The sequence below is a fragment of the Klebsiella sp. PCX genome, from assembly GCF_021869705.1.
GTDB classification, from domain to species: Bacteria; Pseudomonadota; Gammaproteobacteria; order Enterobacterales; family Enterobacteriaceae; genus Klebsiella; species Klebsiella quasipneumoniae.
In genome coordinates this window covers 1,954,445-1,977,996 of record NZ_CP091527.1, presented here as the reverse complement: position 1 = coordinate 1,977,996, position 23,552 = coordinate 1,954,445, and the positions used below count along the sequence as shown (strand labels likewise).

24 protein-coding genes are annotated in these 23,552 nt (G+C 58.1%); 2 read left to right on the top strand and 22 right to left on the bottom strand.

Features of this window, described 5'->3' with window-relative positions:
• Positions 1-128 precede the first annotated feature (128 nt).
• From ycfP to yceD, 20 genes are all read right to left on the bottom strand, one after another.
• Positions 129-671 carry an alpha/beta hydrolase YcfP gene (gene ycfP / locus GQR96_RS09220; RefSeq protein WP_002900775.1) on the bottom strand — a complete coding sequence of 181 codons (543 nt, stop codon included), beginning with the start codon at positions 669-671 and terminating at the stop codon, positions 129-131.
• Positions 672-706: 35 nt separating this feature from the next.
• Entirely contained in the window at positions 707-1,717 is a 1,011-nt protein-coding gene (gene nagZ / locus GQR96_RS09215; protein WP_074437481.1) for a beta-N-acetylhexosaminidase, read from the bottom strand.
• A 23-nt stretch (positions 1,718-1,740) separates the two neighbouring features.
• Entirely contained in the window at positions 1,741-2,568 is an 828-nt protein-coding gene (gene thiK, locus GQR96_RS09210; protein ID WP_004204574.1) for a thiamine kinase, read from the bottom strand.
• The gene (gene lpoB, locus GQR96_RS09205; protein WP_072096711.1) at positions 2,549-3,187 is read right to left on the bottom strand and encodes a penicillin-binding protein activator LpoB; all 639 of its coding nucleotides are present in this window, start codon (positions 3,185-3,187) and stop codon (positions 2,549-2,551) included. Before lpoB ends, thiK begins: the two co-directional genes overlap by 20 nt.
• A 21-nt stretch (positions 3,188-3,208) precedes the next feature.
• Positions 3,209-3,583, bottom strand: a complete 375-nt coding sequence (locus tag GQR96_RS09200; RefSeq protein WP_004204572.1) for a YcfL family putative periplasmic lipoprotein — start codon at positions 3,581-3,583, stop codon at positions 3,209-3,211.
• A gap of 4 nt (positions 3,584-3,587) precedes the next feature.
• A complete protein-coding gene (gene hinT, locus GQR96_RS09195; RefSeq protein WP_004204571.1) occupies positions 3,588-3,944 on the bottom strand; it encodes a purine nucleoside phosphoramidase in 357 nt (118 codons plus the stop codon).
• Positions 3,945-4,205: 261 nt separating this feature from the next.
• Positions 4,206-5,639, bottom strand: coding sequence for a PTS glucose transporter subunit IIBC (ptsG, locus tag GQR96_RS09190; RefSeq protein WP_004204570.1), 1,434 nt, complete (start codon positions 5,637-5,639; stop codon positions 4,206-4,208).
• A 296-nt stretch (positions 5,640-5,935) separates the two neighbouring features.
• Positions 5,936-6,730 carry a metal-dependent hydrolase gene (locus GQR96_RS09185; RefSeq protein WP_004204569.1) on the bottom strand — a complete coding sequence of 265 codons (795 nt, stop codon included), beginning with the start codon at positions 6,728-6,730 and terminating at the stop codon, positions 5,936-5,938.
• Positions 6,731-6,740: 10 nt separating this feature from the next.
• Positions 6,741-7,745 carry a DNA polymerase III subunit delta' gene (gene holB, locus GQR96_RS09180; RefSeq protein ID WP_017900729.1) on the bottom strand — a complete coding sequence of 335 codons (1,005 nt, stop codon included), beginning with the start codon at positions 7,743-7,745 and terminating at the stop codon, positions 6,741-6,743.
• Positions 7,742-8,383 (bottom strand): dTMP kinase, encoded by a 642-nt coding sequence (tmk, locus tag GQR96_RS09175; protein ID WP_065904853.1) that lies wholly within the window; start codon positions 8,381-8,383, stop codon positions 7,742-7,744. Before tmk ends, holB begins: the two co-directional genes overlap by 4 nt.
• Positions 8,373-9,395: a cell division protein YceG gene (yceG, locus tag GQR96_RS09170; RefSeq protein WP_065904858.1), complete on the bottom strand. Its 1,023-nt coding sequence runs from the start codon at positions 9,393-9,395 to the stop codon at positions 8,373-8,375. Before yceG ends, tmk begins: the two co-directional genes overlap by 11 nt.
• 1 nt (position 9,396) lies before the next feature.
• Positions 9,397-10,206, bottom strand: coding sequence for an aminodeoxychorismate lyase (gene pabC / locus GQR96_RS09165; RefSeq protein ID WP_017900730.1), 810 nt, complete (start codon positions 10,204-10,206; stop codon positions 9,397-9,399).
• 125 nt (positions 10,207-10,331) lie between these two features.
• On the bottom strand, positions 10,332-11,573 hold the full coding sequence (fabF, locus tag GQR96_RS09160) for a beta-ketoacyl-ACP synthase II (protein WP_065904860.1): 1,242 nt from the start codon (positions 11,571-11,573) through the stop codon (positions 10,332-10,334).
• Between the two features lie 88 nt (positions 11,574-11,661).
• A complete protein-coding gene (gene acpP, locus GQR96_RS09155) occupies positions 11,662-11,898 on the bottom strand; it encodes an acyl carrier protein (RefSeq protein WP_000103754.1) in 237 nt (78 codons plus the stop codon).
• Positions 11,899-12,108: 210 nt separating this feature from the next.
• Positions 12,109-12,843 carry a 3-oxoacyl-ACP reductase FabG gene (fabG, locus tag GQR96_RS09150; RefSeq protein WP_002899294.1) on the bottom strand — a complete coding sequence of 245 codons (735 nt, stop codon included), beginning with the start codon at positions 12,841-12,843 and terminating at the stop codon, positions 12,109-12,111.
• 12 nt (positions 12,844-12,855) lie between these two features.
• A complete protein-coding gene (gene fabD, locus GQR96_RS09145) occupies positions 12,856-13,785 on the bottom strand; it encodes an ACP S-malonyltransferase (RefSeq protein WP_004204563.1) in 930 nt (309 codons plus the stop codon).
• A 15-nt stretch (positions 13,786-13,800) separates the two neighbouring features.
• Positions 13,801-14,754, bottom strand: a complete 954-nt coding sequence (locus tag GQR96_RS09140) for a beta-ketoacyl-ACP synthase III (protein ID WP_002899288.1) — start codon at positions 14,752-14,754, stop codon at positions 13,801-13,803.
• A 53-nt stretch (positions 14,755-14,807) separates the two neighbouring features.
• A complete protein-coding gene (gene plsX, locus GQR96_RS09135) occupies positions 14,808-15,905 on the bottom strand; it encodes a phosphate acyltransferase PlsX (protein WP_202821064.1) in 1,098 nt (365 codons plus the stop codon).
• A gap of 203 nt (positions 15,906-16,108) precedes the next feature.
• Positions 16,109-16,282 (bottom strand): 50S ribosomal protein L32, encoded by a 174-nt coding sequence (gene rpmF / locus GQR96_RS09130; RefSeq protein ID WP_000290724.1) that lies wholly within the window; start codon positions 16,280-16,282, stop codon positions 16,109-16,111.
• A gap of 16 nt (positions 16,283-16,298) precedes the next feature.
• Positions 16,299-16,820: a 23S rRNA accumulation protein YceD gene (gene yceD / locus GQR96_RS09125; protein ID WP_017900733.1), complete on the bottom strand. Its 522-nt coding sequence runs from the start codon at positions 16,818-16,820 to the stop codon at positions 16,299-16,301.
• Positions 16,821-16,961: 141 nt separating this feature from the next.
• Here yceD and GQR96_RS09120 point away from each other — a divergent pair, with 141 nt between their 5' ends.
• A complete protein-coding gene (locus tag GQR96_RS09120) occupies positions 16,962-17,546 on the top strand; it encodes a Maf family protein (RefSeq protein ID WP_004204559.1) in 585 nt (194 codons plus the stop codon).
• Between the two features lie 37 nt (positions 17,547-17,583).
• Here the strand turns inward: GQR96_RS09120 and rluC are convergent, their stop codons facing one another.
• Positions 17,584-18,537 carry a 23S rRNA pseudouridine(955/2504/2580) synthase RluC gene (gene rluC, locus GQR96_RS09115; RefSeq protein WP_012542245.1) on the bottom strand — a complete coding sequence of 318 codons (954 nt, stop codon included), beginning with the start codon at positions 18,535-18,537 and terminating at the stop codon, positions 17,584-17,586.
• 699 nt (positions 18,538-19,236) lie between these two features.
• Here rluC and rne point away from each other — a divergent pair.
• Positions 19,237-22,470, top strand: a complete 3,234-nt coding sequence (gene rne / locus GQR96_RS09110) for a ribonuclease E (protein WP_064189299.1) — start codon at positions 19,237-19,239, stop codon at positions 22,468-22,470.
• A gap of 38 nt (positions 22,471-22,508) precedes the next feature.
• Here the strand turns inward: rne and GQR96_RS09105 are convergent, their stop codons facing one another.
• On the bottom strand, positions 22,509-23,537 hold the full coding sequence (locus GQR96_RS09105; protein ID WP_074194119.1) for a LysR family transcriptional regulator: 1,029 nt from the start codon (positions 23,535-23,537) through the stop codon (positions 22,509-22,511).
• Positions 23,538-23,552 lie beyond the last annotated feature (15 nt).

Sequence of the window (23,552 nt, the reverse complement as noted above, 5' to 3'; positions counted from 1 at the left end):
GCATTGGTCATACCAAAATTGATGTGCATCAAGTTTTGTCGCGTATTTTTTCAGCGAAACCAATAAGTGTAGACATGAAAAAACCCGCGCGGTGAACCCGGCGCGGGTTTGGAGACAGGGGAAAAGGCTTAACCGAGGGTTTTAAACGCTTTCAGCCGCTGCAGGTGCGGTGAAATGTTTTTAAACTTATGGGTCTGCTCTTCATCCCAGATAATTTCATAATAGTGGTGCAGAAGGTCGGCGGAACGCTGGCTGTCCAACGCTTCGTCCTGTCGGGAAAGCACCACCAGGCAGCGATCGCGGTTCTTTTCGCGGAAGTTGGTCACGCATTTGGTGGCGATGTCAGCATACTCTTCCGGTCGGTCGATTTTGCCTTCCATATTCTCATGCGGAAACAGGTTCGGATTGAACACCGCCTGACGGATATCGCACAGGAAACCAATCCGCTCCGCCCAGTAACCGCCGAGTCCAACGCCGCAGATCAGCGGCCGGTCATCGGCGGTAAGCTGCAGCATTTTATCAACCTCTTTCAGCAGATGCTGCATGTCGTGCTTGGGATGGCGCGTGCTGTAGCTTATCAACCGCACGTCAGGGTCAATAAACTGCAACTGCATCACCTTCTCGTGGTTACCGGGGCTGTTCGAGTCAAAACCGTGTAAATAGATAATCATCGCATCCTCACCAGACAACAACGCCCCGCAGAGCGTTACGCGGACTTCGCCTCTTGCCAGCGCGCATGAAGCTGCTCCAGCTGGGCACTCACCGTTTTCCAACGGGCTGAATCCCTTAACTCCTGACGGGAAAAGGAACCTTTATGATACAATTTCGTAACACGCTCTGCTTTGATCGGCGACAGGTTATCCAGCACACTGACCGCGCCCTTACGATTATTGCAGACGAGTATCATATCGCAACCGGCCTCGAGCGATGCCTGGCCGCGTTCGGCATAGCTGCCCATGATCGCCGCCCCTTCCATCGACAGATCGTCGGAGAAAATCACCCCATCGAAGCCCAGCTCGCCGCGCAGCACCGTTTTCAGCCAATAGGCCGAACCGCTCGCCGGACGCGGGTCGAGCTCCGGGTAAATCACATGCGCCGGCATAATGGCATCCAGACGCTGCTCGGCGATAAGGCTTTTGAATACCGCCATATCGTGGTCGCGGATAACCGATGCCGGACGCGGATCGAAGGGGGTTTCTTTGTGCGAATCGGCAGTCACCGCCCCGTGTCCCGGGAAGTGTTTGCCGGTGGTTTTCATGCCCGCGGCGTGCATGCCGTCAATGACGTGACGCGCCATCGTCAGCGCTTTCTGCGGATCTTCATGATAAGAACGTTCGCCGATTGCGGCGCTGATGTGACCGACGTCCAGCACCGGCGCAAAGCTGATATCGATGTCCATGGCGATCATTTCGCTGGCCATCAGCCAGCCAGCCTCGGCGGCCAGTTTGCCCCCCTCTTCCATCCCCAGCAGCGCAGCGAAAGACTGGGCCGCCGGTAAACGGGTAAAGCCTTCGCGGAAACGCTGAACGCGTCCCCCTTCCTGATCGACCGCCACCACCAGATGGTTACGGGAGGCTTCGCGGATCTGGCGCACCAGCTCCCGCAGCTGCGCCGGATCGTGATAATTTCGGGTGAAGAGGATCAACCCTCCCACCAATGGATGCGCCAGAATCTCTCGCTCTTCCGCATCCAGTTCATACCCTTCAACATCCAACATCACTGGGCCCACACTGACCTCTCTTATCCTTTGCGTTCGTTGTCTAACTGACACCATGTTTCATCTGCCAGCATGATAAATTGCCGATCCCCGCTCTGCCGCCAGCGCATTTCATACCAGCCCGCCATGAGCAGCAGTACCCACGGACGCCAGCGCGCCACCTGCCGCCATAGCTGCTGCGCGTCGATAGCCGCCCGTCGGGCATATGCCGCCACCAGCTGGCGGCGCTCGTCCGGGGCGATCCACACGGCGGCCAGCTCCAGCGCGATATCGCCATCGCCGGCATATTCCCAGTCAATCAGCTTCAGACCGGCGTCGCTGTGGATAATATTGCCGGCATGGACATCCATATGCAGCGGCGCCAGCCGCAGAGGACGAGGCTCTCCCCGGCGGCACAGCCGCTGATGCCAACGTAGCCAGCGCGGCGTGCGCCGGGCCGGATCGCTCCTCTGCCAGTACTGCGCCAGCAGCGGCCCGAGACTAACACGCCAGCCGAACCGCGGTTGCTGATGCAAATCATACAATAAGCCAGACAGTTGCGGGCAGTCAGGTAACTCGCTTTTCACCTCACCCGCGCAATACTCCACCACCATCCAGCAGGGCGAGTAAAACAGAGGATTGGGCGCCAGCCTGGCAGGCAGCCGGCGCAGCGCACGATACTGACGGCGAAAATAACAGGCAGCGGCAGACGGGTCATGCGGCTGACGCAGCACTCGTCGCTGGTCGCCATCGCTGATAATCACACTGCCGCCGCTGAGGCCGGTCTGGCTCAGCGAGGCGACAGGATGATAGTGGGGAAAGAAGCGCGACAAGAGCTCGTCGCGCGTTAGCTTATTGTTGCTGAACCGCACCTTTACCTGACCAGATAATCTCGCCGGTTTGCACCAGCATCAACTGCATCTTCAGCTCGGGCGCGTTGACGTTGCCAGTGGCATTGGAATAAAGCACATACTGCGCGCCCACGTTGCGGGCGATGCCCATGGCTTTGCTGCGGCTGCCGAGGCTGTCCTGCGGCGACAGGCCCAGCTGCTGCTTGGCGACCGCCAGCTGCTGCGGTGAAACAAGGGTAAATTTGCCGTTGCCCGCCAGCGCGTTACGTAACGCGGTGGTGGCTTCTCCGGCATTCAGCGAACCGTTGGTGCGGTTGTTCACGCTGTCAACCAGCAGAATACTGCCGGCATTGACCCCGCCCGCCTGCAGCATCTGTCCCACCATCGGCTGCACCGCGCCGTTCCAGTCATAATGACGCACGCGCGGCGCCGGCTGACCCGACTGCTGATCCTGATGCTCAATCGGTCCTGGCTGCGAAGGGACGGAAGGCACCGCCGGTACCGTCGGCACCGTGGGCTGTGGCTGCGCAGGCTGCTGCGGCTGCGGTTTGGCCTCTTCTACCGGCGCGGGCTGCTCACGCAGCCCCGCACAGCCTGCGAGGAATATCGCCAGTGCTGTGATTAACGCATAGCGACACATTTTCATCATTATAATTACCCCTTACAGATAAAGATAAAGGCGGGCCTTATGCGCCCCCAGGATATTGGCGCTGCCATACAACGTCACCGAGGAGCGAGCCGGGACCACGATGGTGCGCGGCGCCTCCAGGGGGTGCATCTCCAGCCCTCGGGCGTCATACCAGAAAAAACGATAATGCACGGTGACCGGCTGTTGGCGCTCGTTATACAGCGTAGAGGAGGCGGTAGCCTGTATCTCCGTCGCCACGACGACAGGCTCGCTGGCGCTGATCCCGGCGGCCAGCACGCTCGACTCCATCACCAGCGCCTGCTGGTCAGAAACCGGGATCTCCGGGTGTGAACTACATCCGGCCAGCAGCCCCGCCGCCAGACACGCGCCCAAAAGGGTCCTTAGCATGGCGTTAGCCTTTGTGCGCCAGCATCGGACCCAGCGGACGACCGCCCAGCAGATGCATATGGATATGGTAAACTTCCTGGCCGCCGTGGCGGTTGCAGTTGACGATCAACCGGTAGCCATCGTCGGCGAGGCCTTCATCGCGGGCAATCTTCGCCGCGACGGTCATCATCCGGCCCAGGGCCAGCTCATGTTCGGTGGTGACGTCATTTACGGTAGGAATCAGAACGTTCGGGACAATCAGAATGTGGGTGGGCGCCTGCGGGGAGATGTCGCGAAAAGCGGTCACAAGCTCATCCTGATAAACAATATCCGACGGGATCTCCCGGCGAATGATTTTGCTGAAAATCGTTTCTTCTGCCATGACTGATTCCTTATTAGTTTTATCCCGTACGCTGGCCTGCTTCTGCAGATAAACGCAGACGCACAGGTTCCGGTAAGAGTATGAGCGACATCCTCCCTCTCTTTCAACCTGAAAGCTCTTTTTCTTATTCAACTATAGACTTAGCTGCTGAGGGAATAAGCATTTGGCGGACAGTTAGCAGGGTTATCGCCTCTGGAAGGCCTATCTTGTCACGTAAAAAAGGCAGCCAGTTGGCTGCCTTAGTCTCCCCGATACTACGTCTTAACTGTTACGGATGTACTCATCCATTTCAGTTTTCAGGTTATCGGACTTGGTACCGAAGATGGCCTGTACGCCAGAACCTGCCACTACCACGCCAGCGGCGCCCAGTTTTTTCAGGCCAGCCTGGTCAACTTTCGCTACATCCGCCACGCTAACACGCAGACGAGTAATACATGCGTCGAGGTTGGTGATGTTCTCTTTACCGCCGAAAGCGGCGATCAGAGCCGGAGCCATCTCGCTGGTTGCACCAGCTTTGCTCTCTTCGGTGGTATCTTCACGACCCGGTGTTTTCAGATCCAGGGCTTTAATCAGCACGCGGAAAATGACGTAGTACACGATCGCATAGCAGATACCGACGATCGGGAACAGCCACAGCTTGCTGCTGTTACCGGACAGCACGATAAAGTCGATCAGGCCGTGAGAGAATGAAGTACCGTCACGCATACCCAGCAGGATACAGATCGGGAACGCCAGACCCGCCAGGATGGCATGGATAACGTACAGGATCGGCGCCACGAACATGAACGAGAACTCGATCGGCTCGGTGATACCGGTCAGGAACGAGGTCAGCGCGGCGGAGATCATGATACCGCCCACTTTGGCGCGGTTTTCCGGTTTAGCAGAGTGCCAAATCGCGATAGCCGCTGCCGGCAGACCGTACATTTTGAACAGGAAGCCGCCAGACAGTTTGCCCGCGGTCGGGTCGCCTGCCATGTAGCGCGGGATATCGCCGTGGAATACCTGACCAGCCGCGTTGGTGTATTCGCCGATCTGCATCTGGAAAGGAACGTTCCAGATGTGGTGCAGACCAAACGGCACCAGGCAACGCTCGATGAAACCGTAGATACCAAACGCCACCACCGGGTTCTGATAAGCAGCCCACTGGGAGAAGGTCTGGATCGCGGAACCGATCGGCGGCCAAATGAAGGAGAGGATCACGCCGGTGAAGATAGCGGCCAGACCAGAGATAATCGGTACAAAGCGCTTGCCCGCAAAGAAGCCGAGATATTCTGGCAGCTTAATGCGATAGAAGCGGTTAAACATGTACGCGGCGATAGCACCGGAAATAATACCGCCAAGCACGCCGGTATCAGCCAGGTGTTTTGCCGCAATCTCGTCAGCAGGTAAATGCAGCACCAGCGGCGCAACCACCGCCATGGTTTTCACCATGATGCCGTAAGCTACCACTGCAGCCAGTGCGGATACACCGTCGTTATTGGTGAAGCCGAGGGCCACACCGATAGCGAAGATCAGCGGCATGTTGGCGAAAACTGAACCGCCTGCTTCTGCCATAACGTGGGAGACCACGGCTGGCAGCCAGCTGAAGTTTGCGGAACCGACGCCCAGCAGGATACCTGCGATAGGCAGTACGGATACCGGCAGCATCAGCGATTTACCGACCTTCTGCAGGTTAGCAAATGCATTCTTAAACATAATTGAGAGTGCTCCTGAGTATTTGGTACTTTTTTACGTTTTCACGCATTGGCCCGGGGGGAGAACCGCGCCGTGGACAGGACATCTAAGCGCCCTTTATTTATTACACAGAGTAAAATAATTAACGGGATGATTGTTTGACGGCTATCACGTTTCAATCAGCCTTCCGGTAAAAATTTACATCAGCTTACATAAGTTGTATCCAGATGTTGCCAAAAAACCTTCACCGCCACTTTTGTGGCGGTGAACTTTACTCGCTTTGGCTATTAATTACGAGCCTTAAAATAATAAGCAGATCAAGCAGGTTGCAAGCGGGCGGGGTCAATGTGGAACAGCGTGGCAAAATTGTCGGTGGTCTGCTGAGCCAGTTGCTCCAGCGACACACCCTTCAGTACCGCCATGTATTCAGCAACGTCACGCACCAGTGCCGGCTGGTTCTCTTTGCCGCGATGGGGTACCGGCGCCAGGTATGGCGAATCGGTCTCCACCAGCAGACGATCCAGCGGAACATAGCGCGCCGCATCGCGCAGCTGCTCGGCGTTACGGAAAGTGACGATACCGGAAAACGAGATATAGAACCCCATGTCGAGCAGCTTACCCGCCGTCTCCCTGTCCTCAGTGAAACAGTGTAGTACGCCTCCGCAATCCGTCACCTTTTCTTCGCGTAAAATGGCCAGGGTATCGGCGCGAGCGTCGCGGGTATGCACGATCACGGGCTTGTTCAGCTCCCGGCCGATGCGGATATGGTCACGGAACGAAGTTTGCTGCTGGACTTTGGTTTCCGGGGTATAAAAATAGTCCAGTCCGGTCTCTCCCATCGCGACGACGCCCTCTTCCGCCGCCAGCGTGCGCAGCGTCTCCACCTCGTAGGGCTCATCCTGGTTTAACGGGTGCACGCCGCAGGAGAAGACGACGTTGTCACGCCTTCCTACCAGCTCGCGCATACTGCGGTAGCCAGGTAGCGTCGTGGCGACCGCCAGGCAAAATTTCACATCGCGTGCGGCCGCTTTTGCCAGTACGTCATCGACGTTTTTGTGCAGGGTTTGATAATCCAGACCATCAAGATGGCAGTGGGAGTCGACTAAAAACATAATGTCTCACTCAGAGGTGGGAGACGGGTAAAACCGTCCCGGGTTGCAGGTAATGTTCCCAGCGCAGCAGGCGCTCGGTGAGCAGCAGTTCGCGGTTGACGCCGACGACGTTCAGCAATTGCTCGCGGCAGGTACAGACGTCATGGGCAATCGCCTGCAGCCGGGCGGCGGGCAGACTGTGCGCCAGCTGCTCCAGCAGCGGCCAGACATCCGGGTTACTCACCAGGGCAATTCCCTGCTGTCGTTTTTGCGCATCGACCAGCAGCGATGCCAGCCAGTGCAGGCGAACCGCCGCCTGTTCATGATTGAGTATCGGCAGCAGCGCCAGCCAGTCACCGCTCGCCAGTGTGGTCGCCAGCGCCTGACACAGCTGCTGTCGCGCCGTCCACTGCGGCTCTTTAAGCAGTTCGAGCGCGGCGGCCGGCGCGCTGGCGCACAGACGTAACGCGGTCAGCAGCGCCTCCTGCGGCAGGTTCACCTCACGCTCCAGCCAGGCCAGGGCATAAGATTCCGTCGGCGGCGACAGGTGGTGCAGGCGGCAGCGACTGCGCAGGGTGGTCAGCAGACGCGCCGGCTCCTCGCAGGCGAGGAAGAACCAGGTATTTTCCGGCGGCTCCTCCAGCGTTTTCAGCAACGCGTTGGCGGCAGCATCGGTCAGCAAGGCGGCATCGCTAATCCATACCACCTTCGCCCCACCGAGGCGCGCGCGCTCATAGAGCTTGTCGTTGACATCGCGCACCGCGTCAATACCCAGCGCGCTCTTGCCTTTCTCAGGGCTCAGCGGATAGTAATCGGGGTGCGTACCGGCCTGCATCAGCTGGCAGCTGTGGCAGTGACCGCAGCTTTTATGCCCTTCAGGCTGGCGGCACATCAGGAAGCGGCACAGCGCATAAATCAACGCCTCGCCGCCCATCCCGCTCAGAGACTGTAACAGTAAGGCGTGGTGGCCACGTCCGGCCTGATAGCTACCGACCAGTTGTTCGAACGAGGGGCGCAGCCACGGATACCATTTCATGCCGGTTGCTCCGCCATCCACTGGGCGATCGTGGCGCGAATATCGCGCGCGACGGCATCCAGCGGCTGCGTCGCATCCACCGTGCGGATAGAAGGATCTGCCGCAGCCAGCTCAAGGTAGCGCGCGCGGGTACGATTGAAGAAGTTCATCGACTCCTGCTCAATGCGATCCAGTTCACCGCGGGCGCGGGCGCGCTGCAGCCCCACTTCCGGCGTAACGTCGAGGTACAGCGTCAAATCGGGACGAAAATCGCCGAGAACGGCGTCGCGCAGCGTCGCCAGCATCGTGCGGTCAATGCCCCTGCCGCCGCCCTGATAGGCCTGGGTGGAGAGATCGTGACGATCGCCGATCACCCACTGGCCGCGAGCCATAGCAGGCTTAATCACCGTCTCCACCAGTTGGACGCGCGCCGCGTAAAACATCAGCACTTCCGCTTTATCGTTAATCACTTCATCGCCCGTGGACTGGATATCCAGCACCAGGCTACGCAGTTTTTCAGCAAGGATTGTGCCCCCCGGCTCACGGGTAAACACCATATCGTGAATACCTGCCGACTGCAGCGTCTCCACCACCAGTTGACGTGCGGTGGTCTTCCCGGCGCCCTCCAGCCCCTCGATGACGATATAGTTACTGCGCATTTTTTTCCTTAAGTACTTTCAGATAGTCCTGCACCGCGCGGTTATGGCTGACCAGGTTTGTGGTAAACGTATGGCCCCCTTTCCCGTCGGCGACAAAATAGAGGTATGGTGTTTTCGCCGGATGGGCGGCCGCCTTCAGCGACGCTTCGCCCGGCACCGCGATAGGGCCTGGCGGCAGGCCGCTGATGGTATAGGTATTGTACGCGGTCGGCGTCTCCAGATCCTTACGCGTTAACTTTCCATTATACCCTTCGCCCATCCCGTAGATCACCGTTGGGTCGGTCTGTAAGCGCATGCCGATGCGCAGGCGGTTGATAAATACCGACGCGACGCGATCGCGCTCTTCCGCCACCGCGGTCTCTTTCTCAATAATCGAGGCCATGGTCAACAGCTGATTCTGATCGGCATAGGGCAGATTATCCATCCGTCCTTCCCAAATCTTCGCCACTTCAGTGACCATTTTCTGATGCGCGCGCTTGAGGATGGCGATGTCGCTAGTATTGGCGGTGTACATCCAGGTGTCCGGCCAGAACCAGCCTTCCACCCAGTCGGCATGGTCAAGACCTAACGCCTTAGCCACCGTCGCGTAGCTATCGTCTTCAAGCGTGTGCTTCACGTAGGGAGCATCGCGCAGCTGACGAAGGTAGTCGCTGACGCGCATGCCTTCGACAAAGCGCAGCGGAAACTGCGCCTCTTTGCCGCTGGCCAGCAGCTGCAGCATCTCGCGCACCGTAATTTGCGGCGTGAGGCGATAGGTCCCGGCCTTGAAGTGAGACAGCTCAGGCTCAATCCGCAGCAGCCACTGGAACACGCGCGGGCGATTGATCACCTTCTCGCGATAGAGATCCTGCCCCAGCGCCAGCCGGCCGGTGCCGGCTTCGAGGGTAAAGATGGTCTCTTCTTTAATCAGCAGCTTGCTGTCCGCCAGCTGGCGTACCTTCCACATTCCTGCCGCCGCGGCGATGCCCAACAGCACCACCAGCAACAGGATAAAACGTAACATTTTCTTCATACTAACCAGACAGCTCACACAAAGGGGCTAAAAAATGGTAAAGCTCGCGCGAGGACCAGACGGTCTCATCCCAGCGACGAACCGGCACCAGCGGCATCAGCGCATTGCAGATCAGCACTTCATCGGCCTCCCGCAACGCCTCGGGACGCGCTGTCACTTCGACAACGCGAAACGTCGATGGTGCCAGCTGCGCGATACAGCGCTGCCGCATTATGCCGTTGACCCCGGCATAATCGAGTCGCGGAGTAAATACATCCCGTCCCTGACGCCAGAATAAATTCGCGGCACAGCATTCCGTAAGCCACCCGTCACTGTCAAGGACCAGCGCCTCATCGGCGTCCGTCTGTTCAAGATGAGAGCGAATCAGCACCTGCTCCAGACGATTAAGATGCTTCAGGCCAGCCAGCCAGGGGTTGCGCCCCAGGGTCACCGGGCTCCGGGTCAGGGTAATGCCCTCCTCCCGCCAGCGCGCGTAGTGCGCCGGAAGCGGAGAGTCGCTCAGAATACGGGTGGGCGGCGCACAGCCCGCCGTGCTGTATCCCCTTCCCCCAACGCCGCGGGTAAGGGTCACCTTAAGCACGCCCTGCGCGTGCGGTCGAGCCAGACGCTGCATCTCGTCGCTTAGCGTCAGCCAGTCGTCAAACGGGATGCGTAATTTTTCGCAGGTTGTCTGCAAACGCTGCAGATGGGCGTCCAGTAACGCAACCTGTCCATGCTGTATACGGGCAGTGGTAAAACAACCGTCGCCAAACTGGACGGCGCGATCGTTCGCCGCCAGCGTGTCCTGTTCAACGCCATTTATCAAGAACATAAAGGACTCCTTTTCACTGGTCGGTGAGTGTCTCAGGACACGGAGCAGAGGACAAGTGGAGAAAGCCGAATAAAAAAGGCCCGACAATCGGGCCTTTTGTTAAAGCAGTACCGGGGCAAGCCCTGTCACACTTTTTTGAAGATCAGCGAACCGTTAGTGCCGCCAAAGCCGAAGGAGTTGCACAGGGTGTACTCCATACCGGAAACCTGACGCGCTTCGTGCGGAACGAAGTCGAGGTCGCAGCCCTCATCCGGGTTGTCGAGGTTGATCGTCGGCGGAACCGCCTGATCGCGCAGCGCCAGGATAGAGTAAATCGACTCTACCGCCCCTGCCGCGCCCAGCAGATGCCCGGTCATGGATTTGGTGGAGCTCACCAGTACGCGGCTCGCCGCATCGCCGAAGACAGACTTAACCGCCTGCGCTTCCGCTTTATCGCCAGCCGGCGTCGAGGTGCCGTGGGCATTGACGTAGCCGATCTGGCACGGTTCGATGCCCGCATCGCGAATGGCATTCACCATCGCCAGCGCGGCGCCCGCGCCATCTTCCGGCGGTGATGTCATATGGTAAGCATCGCTGCTCATGCCGAAGCCGACGATCTCGGCGTAGATTTTCGCGCCGCGTTTTTTTGCGTGCTCGTACTCTTCCAGCACCACCATGCCCGCGCCGTCGCCCAGCACGAAGCCGTCGCGATCTTTATCCCACGGACGGCTTGCCGCCTGCGGGTTGTCATTGCGCGTGGAGAGCGCCCGCGCTGCGCCAAAGCCGCCCACGCCAAGCGGGGTACTGGCTTTTTCCGCACCGCCTGCCACCATCGCATCGGCATCGCCATAGGCGATAATGCGCGCAGCCTGACCGATGTTGTGCACGCCTGAAGTACAGGCGGTCGCGATGGAGATACTTGGTCCACGCAGACCAAACATGATGGTCAGATGGCCGGCCACCATGTTAACAATTGTGGAGGGAACGAAGAATGGGCTGATCTTACGCGGTCCGCCGTTGACCAGCGAACTGTGGTTTTCTTCGATCAAGCCGAGACCGCCAATACCAGAGCCGATTGCGGCACCAATACGGGTAGCATTCTCTTCCGTCACTTCAAGGCCAGAATCCTGCATGGCCTGAACGCCAGCGACAATTCCATATTGAATGAAGGCATCCATCTTGCGCTGCTCTTTGCGCGAGATGATGTCATCACAGTTAAAATCCTTTACTAAGCCAGCAAATTTCGTTGCATAGGCGCTAGTATCGAAATGGTCGATCAGGCTGATGCCACTCTGACCGGCAAGGAGAGCTTTCCAGGTAGACTCTACGGTATTGCCGACAGGAGACAACATGCCCAGTCCGGTCACAACTACACGACGCTTAGACACGTTTGTCCTCCAGGGAGGGAAAATAGATTCTTGTGGGACAAATAAAGATAAAACTCAGGCGGTCGAATGACCGCCTGGAGATGTTCACTTACGCCTGGTGGCCGTTGATGTAATCAATGGCAGCCTGAACGGTGGTGATTTTCTCAGCTTCTTCGTCCGGAATCTCAGTATCAAACTCTTCTTCCAGAGCCATTACCAGCTCAACGGTGTCAAGAGAATCAGCGCCCAGGTCTTCAACGAAGGAAGCATTGTTGGTAACTTCTTCCTGCTTAACGCCCAGCTGCTCGCCGATAATTTTCTTAACGCGTTCTTCGATAGTGCTCATACTCTTAAATTTCCTATCAAAACTCGCTTTCGCGATGGTTTTCGTAGTGTATAAAATGTTGAAAAATTTGCAACTAAATCCCGGCAGGTCTTACCACGATTTTGCGCTATTTTGAGGCCGTTTGCCCTAAGAACGCAAATCTTTTCGCACAAAACCGCACAGAGAACCGTGCGAAGTGCGCGGTTCCTGAACGTTTTGCACAAATCTCGGTCAGACCATGTACATTCCGCCGTTGACGTGCAGGGTTTCACCAGTGATGTAACTTGCTTCGTCAGAGGCTAAAAATGCAACCGCGCTGGCGATTTCATTTGGGGTGCCAAGGCGCCCCGCAGGAACTGCCGCCAGCGTACCCGCACGCTGCTCATCGGTCAGCGCACGCGTCATGTCCGTTTCAATAAAGCCCGGAGCAACAACGTTTACAGTAATACCGCGGGACGCAACTTCACGCGCCAGTGATTTACTGAAGCCGATCAGACCCGCTTTCGCCGCAGCGTAGTTGGCCTGACCCGCATTTCCCATGGTACCAACCACAGAACCGATAGTGATAATACGTCCATGACGCTTTTTCATCATAGCGCGCATTACCGCTTTTGACAGACGGAAAACCGATGACAGGTTGGTTTCGATGATATCGTTCCACTCGTCATCTTTCATGCGCATTAACAGGTTGTCGCGAGTGATCCCGGCATTATTCACCAGGATATCCACTTCGCCAAACTCTGCGCGCACATTTTCCAGAACAGATTCAATAGATGCCGGGTCGGTCACATTCAACATCAGACCTTTACCGTTGGCGCCTAAATAGTCGCTGATCGCCTGCGCGCCGCTTTCGCTGGTCGCAGTACCGATAACTTTCGCGCCGCGGGCGACGAGCGTTTCAGCGATGGCGCGGCCAATACCGCGGCTTGCACCGGTAACCAGCGCGATTTTTCCTTCAAAACTCATGGTTTTCCTCTTTTATTGCTCAAGCGCCGCAGACATCGCCGCCGGCTCGTTAAGCGCGGAAGCGGTCAGGGTGTCAACAATACGTTTGGTCAGGCCGGTGAGGACTTTACCCGGGCCAACCTCATACAGATGCGTTACGCCCTGAGCTGCCATAAACTCAACGGTTTTAGTCCACTGAACCGGACTATACAGCTGGCGTACCAGCGCGTCGCGAATGGCGTCAGGCGCGGTTTCGCACTTCACATCGACGTTATTTACCACCGGGATCGTCGGCGCGTTGAAGGTGATTTTCTGCAGCTCAAGCGCCAGTTTCTCCGCTGCTGGCTTCATCAGCGCACAGTGAGACGGCACGCTCACCGGCAACGGCAGCGCCCGTTTAGCGCCCGCGGCCTTACAGGCGGCGCCTGCGCGTTCAACGGCCTCTTTGTGACCGGCGATAACCACCTGGCCCGGGGAATTGTAGTTCACCGGAGAGACGACCTGCCCTTCGGCCGATTCTTCACAGGCTTTGGCAATAGCCGCGTCGTCCAGACCGATAATCGCTGACATGGCGCCAGTACCTTCCGGTACAGCTTCCTGCATGAATTTGCCGCGCAGTTCAACCAGGCGAACGGCATCAGCGAAAGCGATAACGCCCGCGCAAACCAGCGCGGAGTATTCGCCGAGGCTGTGGCCAGCCAGCAGCGCCGGCGCTTTGCCGCCCTGCTGCTGCCAGACGCGATACAGCGCCACGGAGGCGGTCAGCAGCGCTGGCTGGGTCTGCCAGGTCTTATTCAGTTCTTCTGCCGGGCCCTGTTGCGTCAGCGCCCACAGATCGTAACCCAACGCTGCGGAAGCTTCACCGAAGGTCTCTTCAATGACCGGCCAGGTCGCCGCCATATCGGCCAGCATGCCTACGGCCTGCGAGCCCTGTCCCGGGAACACAAAAGCAAATTGCGTCATGTTTAAATCCTTATACTAAAAACGAACCAGCGCGGAACCCCAGGTGAAACCGCCACCAAAGGCTTCCAGCAAAATCAGCTGCCCACGTTGAATGCGGCCATCGCGGACGGCCTCATCCAGCGCGCAAGGGACTGACGCCGCGGAGGTGTTGCCATGGCGGTCGAGGGTCACTACGACGTTATCCATCGACATGCCCAGTTTCTTCGCCGTCGCGCTGATGATCCGCAGGTTTGCCTGGTGCGGCACCAGCCAGTCCAGCGCTGAACGTTCGAGATTATTCGCGGCCAGCGTCTCATCAACGATGTGCGCTAACTCGGTGACCGCCACTTTGAAGACTTCATTGCCGGCCATCGTCAGATAGATCGGATTTTCCGGATCGACGCGATCGGCGTTCGGCAGGGTCAGCAGTTCGCCATAACTACCGTCAGCATGCAGATGCGTCGAGATAATGCCAGGCTCTTCGGAGGCGCCCAGCACCACCGCCCCGGCGCCATCGCCGAAAATAATAATCGTCCCGCGATCGGCCGGATCGCAGGTGCGCGCCAGCACATCAGCGCCGACGACCAGCGCATAGTCCACCGCGCCGTTCTTGACATACTGATCGGCGACGCTCAGCGCATAGGTGAAACCGGCGCAGGCGGCCGCGACGTCAAACGCCGGGCAGCCCTTGACGCCCAGCATAGACTGAATCTGGCATGCCGAACTCGGAAACGCGTGCGTGCCGGAGGTGGTCGCAACGATGATCAGACCAATTTGCTCCGCGGACACGCCCGCCATCGCCAGCGCCTGCTTTGCGGCTTCAAAGCCCATCGTAGCAACTGTTTCATGCGCTGCGGCAATACGACGCTCACGGATACCTGTGCGGGTGACAATCCACTCGTCAGAGGTCTCTACCATTTTTTCCAGGTCGGCGTTTGTACGCACTTGCTCGGGCAGATAGCTGCCGGTACCAATAATCTTCGTATACATGTACGCTCAGTCACTCTTGGGTAATATACCCGCCTCGTTCAACCGCCGCGGCGTCAGTGGTGTCCATTCGTCCCGCTTTGCTGTCGGGCGTTCACGTCACTGTCGCTTTCCGGCAGCTCGAAACCAGCTGGGTATAAAGATTCCAGGCGCGCGGCGATCCGTTGGGGAATTTGCCGCTGCACCGCCTGCACTGCCTGCTCTATCGCGACGCTAAAGGCGCGTTGATTGGCAGCACCATGACTCTTGATCACGGAACCGCGCAATCCTAACAGACAGGCGCCATTATACTGGTCGGGGTTGAGGTGACTGAATCGCCTCGCCAGGCTTTTTTGTAACCAACGTTTTAGTAACAGCAGCCACCACGACCGTTTTTTGCCCTCTCCCTGAGATTTCAGCAGTGAAAGGAACATTCTGACAACACCTTCCATGGTTTTTAATGTGACGTTGCCCGTGAATCCATCACAAACCAGCACATCGGTTTTTCCGGTCAACAGTTCATTGGCTTCAAGATAGCCGATGTAGTTGAGGGAAGGCAGCGTTTTGAGCACTGCGGCAGCATCGCGGATGCTGCTGAGGCCTTTCATCTCTTCTTCGCCGATGTTCAGCAAGGCGACGCGAGGATTGGCAATGCCAACCACCTCTTCCGCCAGCACTGACCCCATCACCGCGAACTGCACCAGCATCGTGCTGTCGCAATCGACGTTGGCGCCGAGATCCAGCACCACGGTTTTGCCCTTCTGCTGGTGCGGCAGCATCGTCACCAGCGCCGGCCGCTCAATACCTTCAATCGGTTTGAGCAGCAGTTTCGCCAGGCCCATCAGCGCGCCGGTGTTGCCGGCGCTGACGCAGGCTTCCGCCCGCCCTTCTTTCACAAGCTCCAGCGCCACGCGCATTGAGCTTCCGCGACTGCTGCGGATAGCCTGTGCGGGTCGCGCATCACTGGCAATAACTGACTGCGCAGGAATAATCTGCAGACGCGAACGTTGTTCGAAGTCAGCTTTGGCGAGTAATGGCGTGATGGCGTCGGGATCGCCGACTAAAAGAAGTGTGAGTTGCGAATTAGAGTTCAGTGCCTGCAGTGCTGCAGGCACTGTCACGGATGGGCCGAAATCGCCCCCCATGACATCTAACGCCAGGGTTAGACGTGTCAAGGTATCGTCGCTGCCCGGTTCGGTGATTCCCCAGTTGCCCGGGGAGTCCTCACTAAGCTTCATCACGCTGGCACCCGCGAATTTTCACGCTGCAGACGCAACAATCCGGGCATTGACGCCTCTGGTTATCGGGTTAACCGAGTGCCCAGGTACGTACAAACCCGCCATGGCCTGCAACGGGAAATCCTGCGAGTATCGCGTGATTACTTAGCGATAACCTTGCGACCGCGGTAGAAACCGTCGGCAGTGATGTGGTGACGCAGGTGTTTCTCACCAGAAGTTTTGTCTACAGACAGGCTGGTGACTGCGGTCAGCGCGTCATGGGAACGACGCATGCCACGTTTGGAACGGGTTGGTTTATTCTGTTGTACGGCCATGGACCTTACTCCTCAATTACTTACGCTTTAAGCTGGCTAATACGGCAAATGGGTTTGGTTTTTGTGCCTCTTCAGGCAGTTCGCCAAAGACCATGTCCGCGTCGGACACTTCACAGTGTTCAGAATCATGCACCGGAACTACGGGCAGGGAGAGGATAATTTCATCCTCGACCATTGCCTGCAGGTCGATTTCACCGAATTCGTTAACCTCAATCGGCTCATACGCTTCCGGTAGTGCTTCGGCCTGTTCGTCATTTCTGACGGGGCTAAAACAATACGTGGTGTGGACGTGATGGGAAAACGGTTTCCCGCAACGCTGGCATTCGAGGGTTACCGTCACCTTCGCATCGCCTGTAATAACGGCGAGACGCTGGTTATCGATAGCGAACGACATGCTGCATTCCACATCGCTGTCCACGCTGACTACAGAATCGGCTACACGTTCAACCTGATCGCGGGCATAGATGCCTTCGTAATCAAGGCGTTTTTGAGCCGTGCGTACCGGATCAAGAGTCAGGGGTAATTTTACCTTTTGCATAGGGCGCGCATATTAACTTTGTAATGTCATAGAGTCAAAGAAAAAGGCAGCCTCAGGTTGCCTTTTGCCATTTATTCGCACACATTGCGGCGCATAGTTTAAGATGATGCTCTGCGAAGCGCTATATGTGGATGAAAAAATATGTCTCAACTTATCCTGGCGTCAACCTCTCCCTGGCGGCGCATGCTGCTGGAAAAACTGGGGTTACCATTTGAATGTGCGGCGCCTGACGTCGACGAAACGCCCCGCCCTGAAGAATCCGCGCGTCAGCTTGTTACCCGGCTGGCGCAGGCCAAAGCGCAGAGCCTGGCTTCGCGCTACCCCAATCACCTTATTATAGGCTCCGATCAGGTTTGCGTATTGGACGGTGAGATCACCGGCAAACCGCACACCGAGGAAAATGCCCGCAGGCAGTTGAGAAAGGCGAGCGGGTCGATCATTACCTTTTATACCGGGCTCGCGCTGTACAACTCCGCCAGCGGTCATCTGCAAACCGAATGCGAGCCCTTTGACGTCCACTTCCGGCATCTCAGCGATAAAGAGATCGAAGGCTATGTGCGTAAAGAGAACCCGCTGCAGTGCGCCGGGAGTTTTAAGAGCGAGGGGTTAGGTATTACGCTGTTCGAACGGCTGGAAGGCCGCGATCCGAATACGCTGGTCGGTTTACCCTTGATCGCGCTCTGTCAGATGCTGCGCCGCGAAAATTACAACCCGCTGTTAGGCTGAGGTAAAAAAAACGGCGGAACTGATTCCGCCGTTGCACTTATTTGCTCTTCCGTAGCACCTGTAGACAGTGCTTCAGCTGGTTATCCAGCGGCGCCTCAACGCGCATCACCTCCCCGCTCCCTGGGTGGGTAAACTTCAGCGCAGCAGCGTGGAGGAACAGGCGGTTTAAGCCGGTACCAGAGAGTTGCTTGTCAAATTCGCGGTCGCCATAGCGGTCGTCAAAGGCGATAGGATGGCCGGCATACTGGGTATGAACGCGAATCTGATGCGTGCGTCCGGTGACCGGACTGCAGCGCACCAGAGTGGCGAATTCATAACGCTCTTCCACTTTGAAGCGCGTCTCTGACGGCTTGCCTTCCTGACTCACGCGGACGATTCTCTCGCCGCTCTGCAGAATGTTCTTCAACAGCGGGGCCTGCACCACTTTGGTATGCGACTGCCACTGGCCGCGCACCAGCGCCAGATAGTCTTTCTGCATGCCTTTATCACGCAGCTGCTCGTGCAACGAACGCAGCGCCGAGCGCTTTTTCGCCACCAGCAGCACGCCAGAGGTATCACGGTCGAGCCGATGTACCAGCTCAAGGAAGCGCGCCTCCGGGCGCAGGGCGCGCAGCCCTTCAATCACGCCGAAGCTCAGGCCGCTGCCGCCATGTACCGCGGTACCGGATGGCTTATTGAGGACCAGAATATGATCGTCTTCATAGAGGATCACCTCAGAGAGCGCCGCCACTTTCTGCAGATGCGGCGATACCGCCTCTTCTTCACGTTCCGCCACACGCACCGGCGGGATACGGACTTCATCGCCCGCTTCCAGCTTATACTCCGGCTTCACGCGTTTTTTATTCACCCGCACCTCGCCTTTACGCAGGATGCGATAAATCATGCTCTTCGGTACGCCTTTCAATTGGGTACGCAAAAAGTTGTCGATACGTTGCCCCGCTTCATCAGCAGCAATGGCAACCATTTTTACGGTTGGGGTCTCAGTTTTCATGGTGCGCGATTCTAAATAGCCGGACGCATTAGCGCCACTCATTTTTATATGCTTATATTTATCATTATCCTGTTTTCACGGTTTGCCTGACCGCCATATTGTTTGTTATTAGAACAATCTGTATGGGCAGGTGATAAAACTGTGAGTAACCGGGTGATAAAAGGTGAAAGTCAACTTGCTATAACAAGGTTAGCAATGGAATAATGAGACCGTTTTCCGTATTGCATCTTGTTAGAACAAGACATTAGCGGAATGACCAGTTTTGTCTGACCGATCGCCCACGCAGCAATGGCGTAAGACGTTGTGATCTTTCAGACAGTTAGCGGGCTGCGGGTTGCAGTCCTTACCGGTACAGGCTCTATGGATTTCAAGTCGCAGGAAGGCGTCAACTCCGGGACTCCCGGGAGCTCATCTGGATCCGCTGATCGAGGTGAGCAGGTTAAGCCATCATGCCTGCAACGCGAAAGACGACGAGTATAAATGGAATATTCTCTGGTGATACATCCCAGGCTGTTCCCCTGAATAATTGCGCTGTGTTTCCGTTTGAAACACAGGCGACCGACACTCTGCGCCTCTTAAGCGCGCGACAACCGTGAGGTTGGCGACGTGAACCAGACACGAGGCCATCGGTTTTCCCCCGGAAAGGCATTACTCTGCCCGCAGCTTAGTCGTCAATGTAAGAATAATGAGTAAGTTACGATGAAAAGAATGTTAATCAACGCAACTCAGCAGGAAGAGTTGCGCGTCGCCCTTGTTGATGGGCAGCGCCTGTACGACCTGGATATCGAAAGCCCCGGGCACGAACAGAAAAAAGCGAACATCTACAAAGGCAAAATCACCCGCATTGAACCCAGCCTTGAAGCCGCGTTTGTTGATTACGGCGCCGAGCGTCATGGTTTCCTCCCCCTCAAAGAAATCGCCCGCGAATATTTCCCCGCCAACTACAATGCGCACGGCCGTCCTAATATCAAAGACGTACTGCGTGAAGGTCAGGAAGTTATCGTGCAGATTGATAAAGAAGAACGCGGCAACAAAGGCGCTGCGCTCACCACCTTTATCAGCCTGGCGGGCAGCTATCTGGTATTGATGCCGAACAACCCGCGCGCGGGGGGAATTTCCCGCCGTATCGAGGGCGACGACCGTACCGAACTGAAAGAAGCGCTGGCGAGTCTGGAGCTTCCGGACGGCATGGGCCTTATCGTTCGCACCGCTGGCGTCGGCAAATCTGCCGAAGCCTTGCAGTGGGACCTGAGCTTCCGTCTGAAACACTGGGAAGCGATTCAGAAAGCCGCGGAAAGCCGTCCGGCGCCGTTCCTTATCCACCAGGAAAGCAACGTCATTGTCCGCGCCTTCCGTGACTATCTGCGCCAGGATATCGGCGAAATCCTGATCGATAATCCGAAAGTGCTCGAGCTGGCGCGCCAGCATATCGCCGCGCTGGGTCGTCCGGATTTCAGCAGCAAAATCAAACTGTACACCGGTGAAATCCCGCTGTTCAGCCACTACCAGATCGAATCCCAGATCGAATCCGCCTTCCAGCGTGAAGTGCGTCTGCCGTCCGGTGGCTCTATCGTCATCGACAGCACTGAAGCGCTGACCGCGATCGATATCAACTCCGCCCGCGCCACCCGCGGCGGCGATATCGAAGAGACGGCGTTCAACACCAACCTCGAAGCGGCTGACGAGATTGCCCGCCAGCTGCGTCTGCGCGACCTCGGCGGCCTGATCGTTATCGACTTTATCGATATGACTCCGGTTCGCCACCAGCGCGCTGTGGAGAACCGTCTGCGCGAAGCCGTCCGTCAGGACCGGGCGCGCATTCAGATCAGCCATATCTCGCGCTTCGGCCTGCTGGAGATGTCCCGCCAGCGCCTGAGCCCGTCGCTGGGCGAATCCAGCCACCACGTCTGCCCGCGCTGCTCCGGCACCGGCACCGTCCGTGATAACGAATCGCTGTCGCTCTCTATTCTGCGTCTGATCGAAGAAGAAGCGCTGAAAGAGAACACCAAAGAAGTGCACGCCATCGTTCCGGTACCGATCGCCTCCTATCTGCTGAACGAAAAACGTGCCGCGGTGAGCGCTATCGAATCCCGTCAGGGCGATGTGCGCGTTATTATCGTGCCAAACGACGAAATGCAGACGCCGCACTACTCCGTCCTGCGCGTGCGCAAAGGTGAAGAGACCTCAACGCTGAGCTACCTGCTGCCGAAGCTGCATGAAGAAGAGATGGCGCTGCCGGGCGACGATGAGCCGGCAGAACGGAAACGTCCGGAACAGCCGGCCCTGGCCGCTTTTGTCATGCCTGACGCGCCGCCAGCCCCGATGCTTGAAGAGCCTGTCGCCGCGCCTGTCGCCGCAGCGGCACCGGTCGCGGCCACCGCACCGGCGCAGCCTGGCCTGCTTTCACGCTTCTTCAGCGCGCTGAAGAATATCTTCTCTGGCGCCGAAGAGGCCAAACCGGCTGAGGTTAAGGTCGAGAAGAAAGCGGAAGAAAAACCGGAGCGTCAGCAGGAGCGCCGTAAACCGCGCGCCAACAACCGCCGCGATCGCAACGACCGCCGTGAAAACCGCGACAATCGTGACAACCGCGATAACCGTGACAATCGTGACACTCGTGCGGACAATGCCGAGGGCCGTGAACCGCGCGAATCGCGTGAAGAGAACCGTCGCAACCGTCGCGAGAAGCCGTCGCAGAATGTGGAAGCCCGTGATGTTCGCCAGACCTCAGGCGACGACGCGGAGAAAGCGAAATCTCGTGACGAGCAGCAGCCGCGCCGCGAACGCACCCGCCGCCGCAATGACGACAAACGTCAGGCGCAGCAGGAAGCCAAAGCGCAGACTCGCGAAGAGCCGGTAGCGCAGGAGACGGAGCAGGAAGAGCGTGTGCAGACCCTGCCGCGTCGTAAACCGCGCCAGCTGGCGCAGAAAGTACGCGTTGAGTCCGCTGTCGTTGAGCAGGTTGCCGAGATCGTGCCAGAAGCCGTAGTGGCGGAAGTTATCGCTCCGCGCAGCGAGCCGGTGAAAGCCGAGCTGCCAGCAGTAGTGGAGAGCGTGGCGGACCAGGACGAAAATGGCGAATCCCGTGAAGCGAACGGTATGCCGCGTCGCTCACGTCGTTCCCCGCGTCACCTGCGCGTCAGCGGTCAGCGTCGTCGTCGCTATCGTGACGAACGCTATCCGACCCAGTCGCCAATGCCGCTGACCGTAGCCTGCGCATCGCCGGAGATGGCTTCCGGTAAAGTCTGGATCCGCTACCCGGTGGTTCGTCCGCAGGAGCAGCAGCCGGAAGAGGTTCAGGTTCAGAACGACAACGTCGTGGAAACCGTCGCGGCCGTCGCGACCCCGGTTGCCATCGTTGAAACCGTTACCGCTGCCCCGGTCACCGTCGAGCCGGCTACCATGGAGCCGGTTACCGCCGAGCCTGTGGTCGTCGAGCCGGTCGTAGCCGCCGAGCCGGTGGTGGTTGATGCTGCGGAGGGTGTCGCGCCAGCAGCCGTCGAGCCAGCGCCGCAGGAGCTGGTCACCGAAGCGCCGGCTGTCGAAGCGCCTCAGGCTATCGCGCCAGCTACGCTCGACGCCGAGCCGGTTGTGGTAGAACCTGAAGTGGTGGAAACGGCGCCTGTCGTTGAAGCGCCAGTGGAAACCATCGCGCCGGCGGCGGAAACCGCAGTTGAAGCACCGGTTGTCGAAGCCGCGCCTGTCGAGCCGGTCAAAGTCGAGCCTCCGGTGAGCAAGCCGGTAGTGGTGGCGGGTCATCGCCATGCCACCGCGCCAATGACCCGTGCGCCAGCGCCGGATTATGTCCCGGAAGCGCCGCGCCACAGCACCTGGGTGCGCCCGCCATTCGCTTTTGAAGGCAAAGGCGCCGCCGGCGGTCATAGCGCCACCCATAAAGCCACCGCTGAACCGACCCGCCCACAGCCCGTCGAGTAAGCGTGCTAAATAAAAAACCGGCCTCCTGGCCGGTTTTTTTATGCGCTTTGCGGAGGCTGCATGCCGGCGAGGTCCGGCATGATCTCCCGCATCAGGTCGAGGAATTTACGCAGCCGCGTCGGATAATAGCGCGCCCAGGGATAGACCAGGTGGACCGGCAGCGAGGCGGGACGCCACTGCGGGAACAGCTCTGTCAACCTTCCGGCAGCAAGATCCTCCGCCACGGCCCAGCTGGACACCATCGCCACCCCCAGCCCCGCCAGCGCAGTGTTACGCGCGACGTAAAGGCTGTCGGTGCTCAGACAGGGGGTGATCGCCGTGGAGACGAGCTGCCCGCTGACCTGATGTCGGAGCCGCACCTCATGCTGATAAAAGGTGTTAATGGCGATCCACGGCAGGCCGGATAACGCCTCCAGCGAGGTTAACGGCGGGTGCTTCGCCAGCAGTTCAGGGGAGGCCACCACGCAGCGCGGCACTTCCGCCAGCAGCACGGAGACCGTGGCCGGATCCACCTCCGCCCCCACGCGGATGGCGCAGTCGATATTATCGCTGAGAAAGTCGACAGTATTATCATTCAGCATCCACTCCACCGACAGTTGCGGGTGGCGCTGGAGAAAGGCGACCAGCGGCCCCAGCAGCTGCTGCTGGCCAAAAGCGTGCGGCGCCCTCACCCGCAGCACCCCCACCGGCCGATCGTCGGCAATACGCAGGTCGTCTTCCAGCGCCAGCCAGGCATCCACCAGCTGGCGGGCGTGACGGTAGCAACGTTCGCCATCGTCAGTGAGCTTCATCGCATGGGTGGTACGCAGGATCAGCTTGACTCCCAGCAGCCCTTCAAGGGACTGCAGGCGGCGGCTGACGGTCGCCTGGGTGGTCTCCATCTGCCCCGCCGCGGCGGAGAGCGACCCTGCCTCTATAATACGAATATAGGTACGCATCAGCTCAATGCGATCTATACGCTCCTGTCTTTTCATTTTTCTTTTGCCTATACGTGCTACGTATAACCGTTTTACCACCAGCCCGGCTACCGCGCCAGCCGCATTCAGGGAAAAATAGCCCCATCGCATTCACGAGGTATTGAT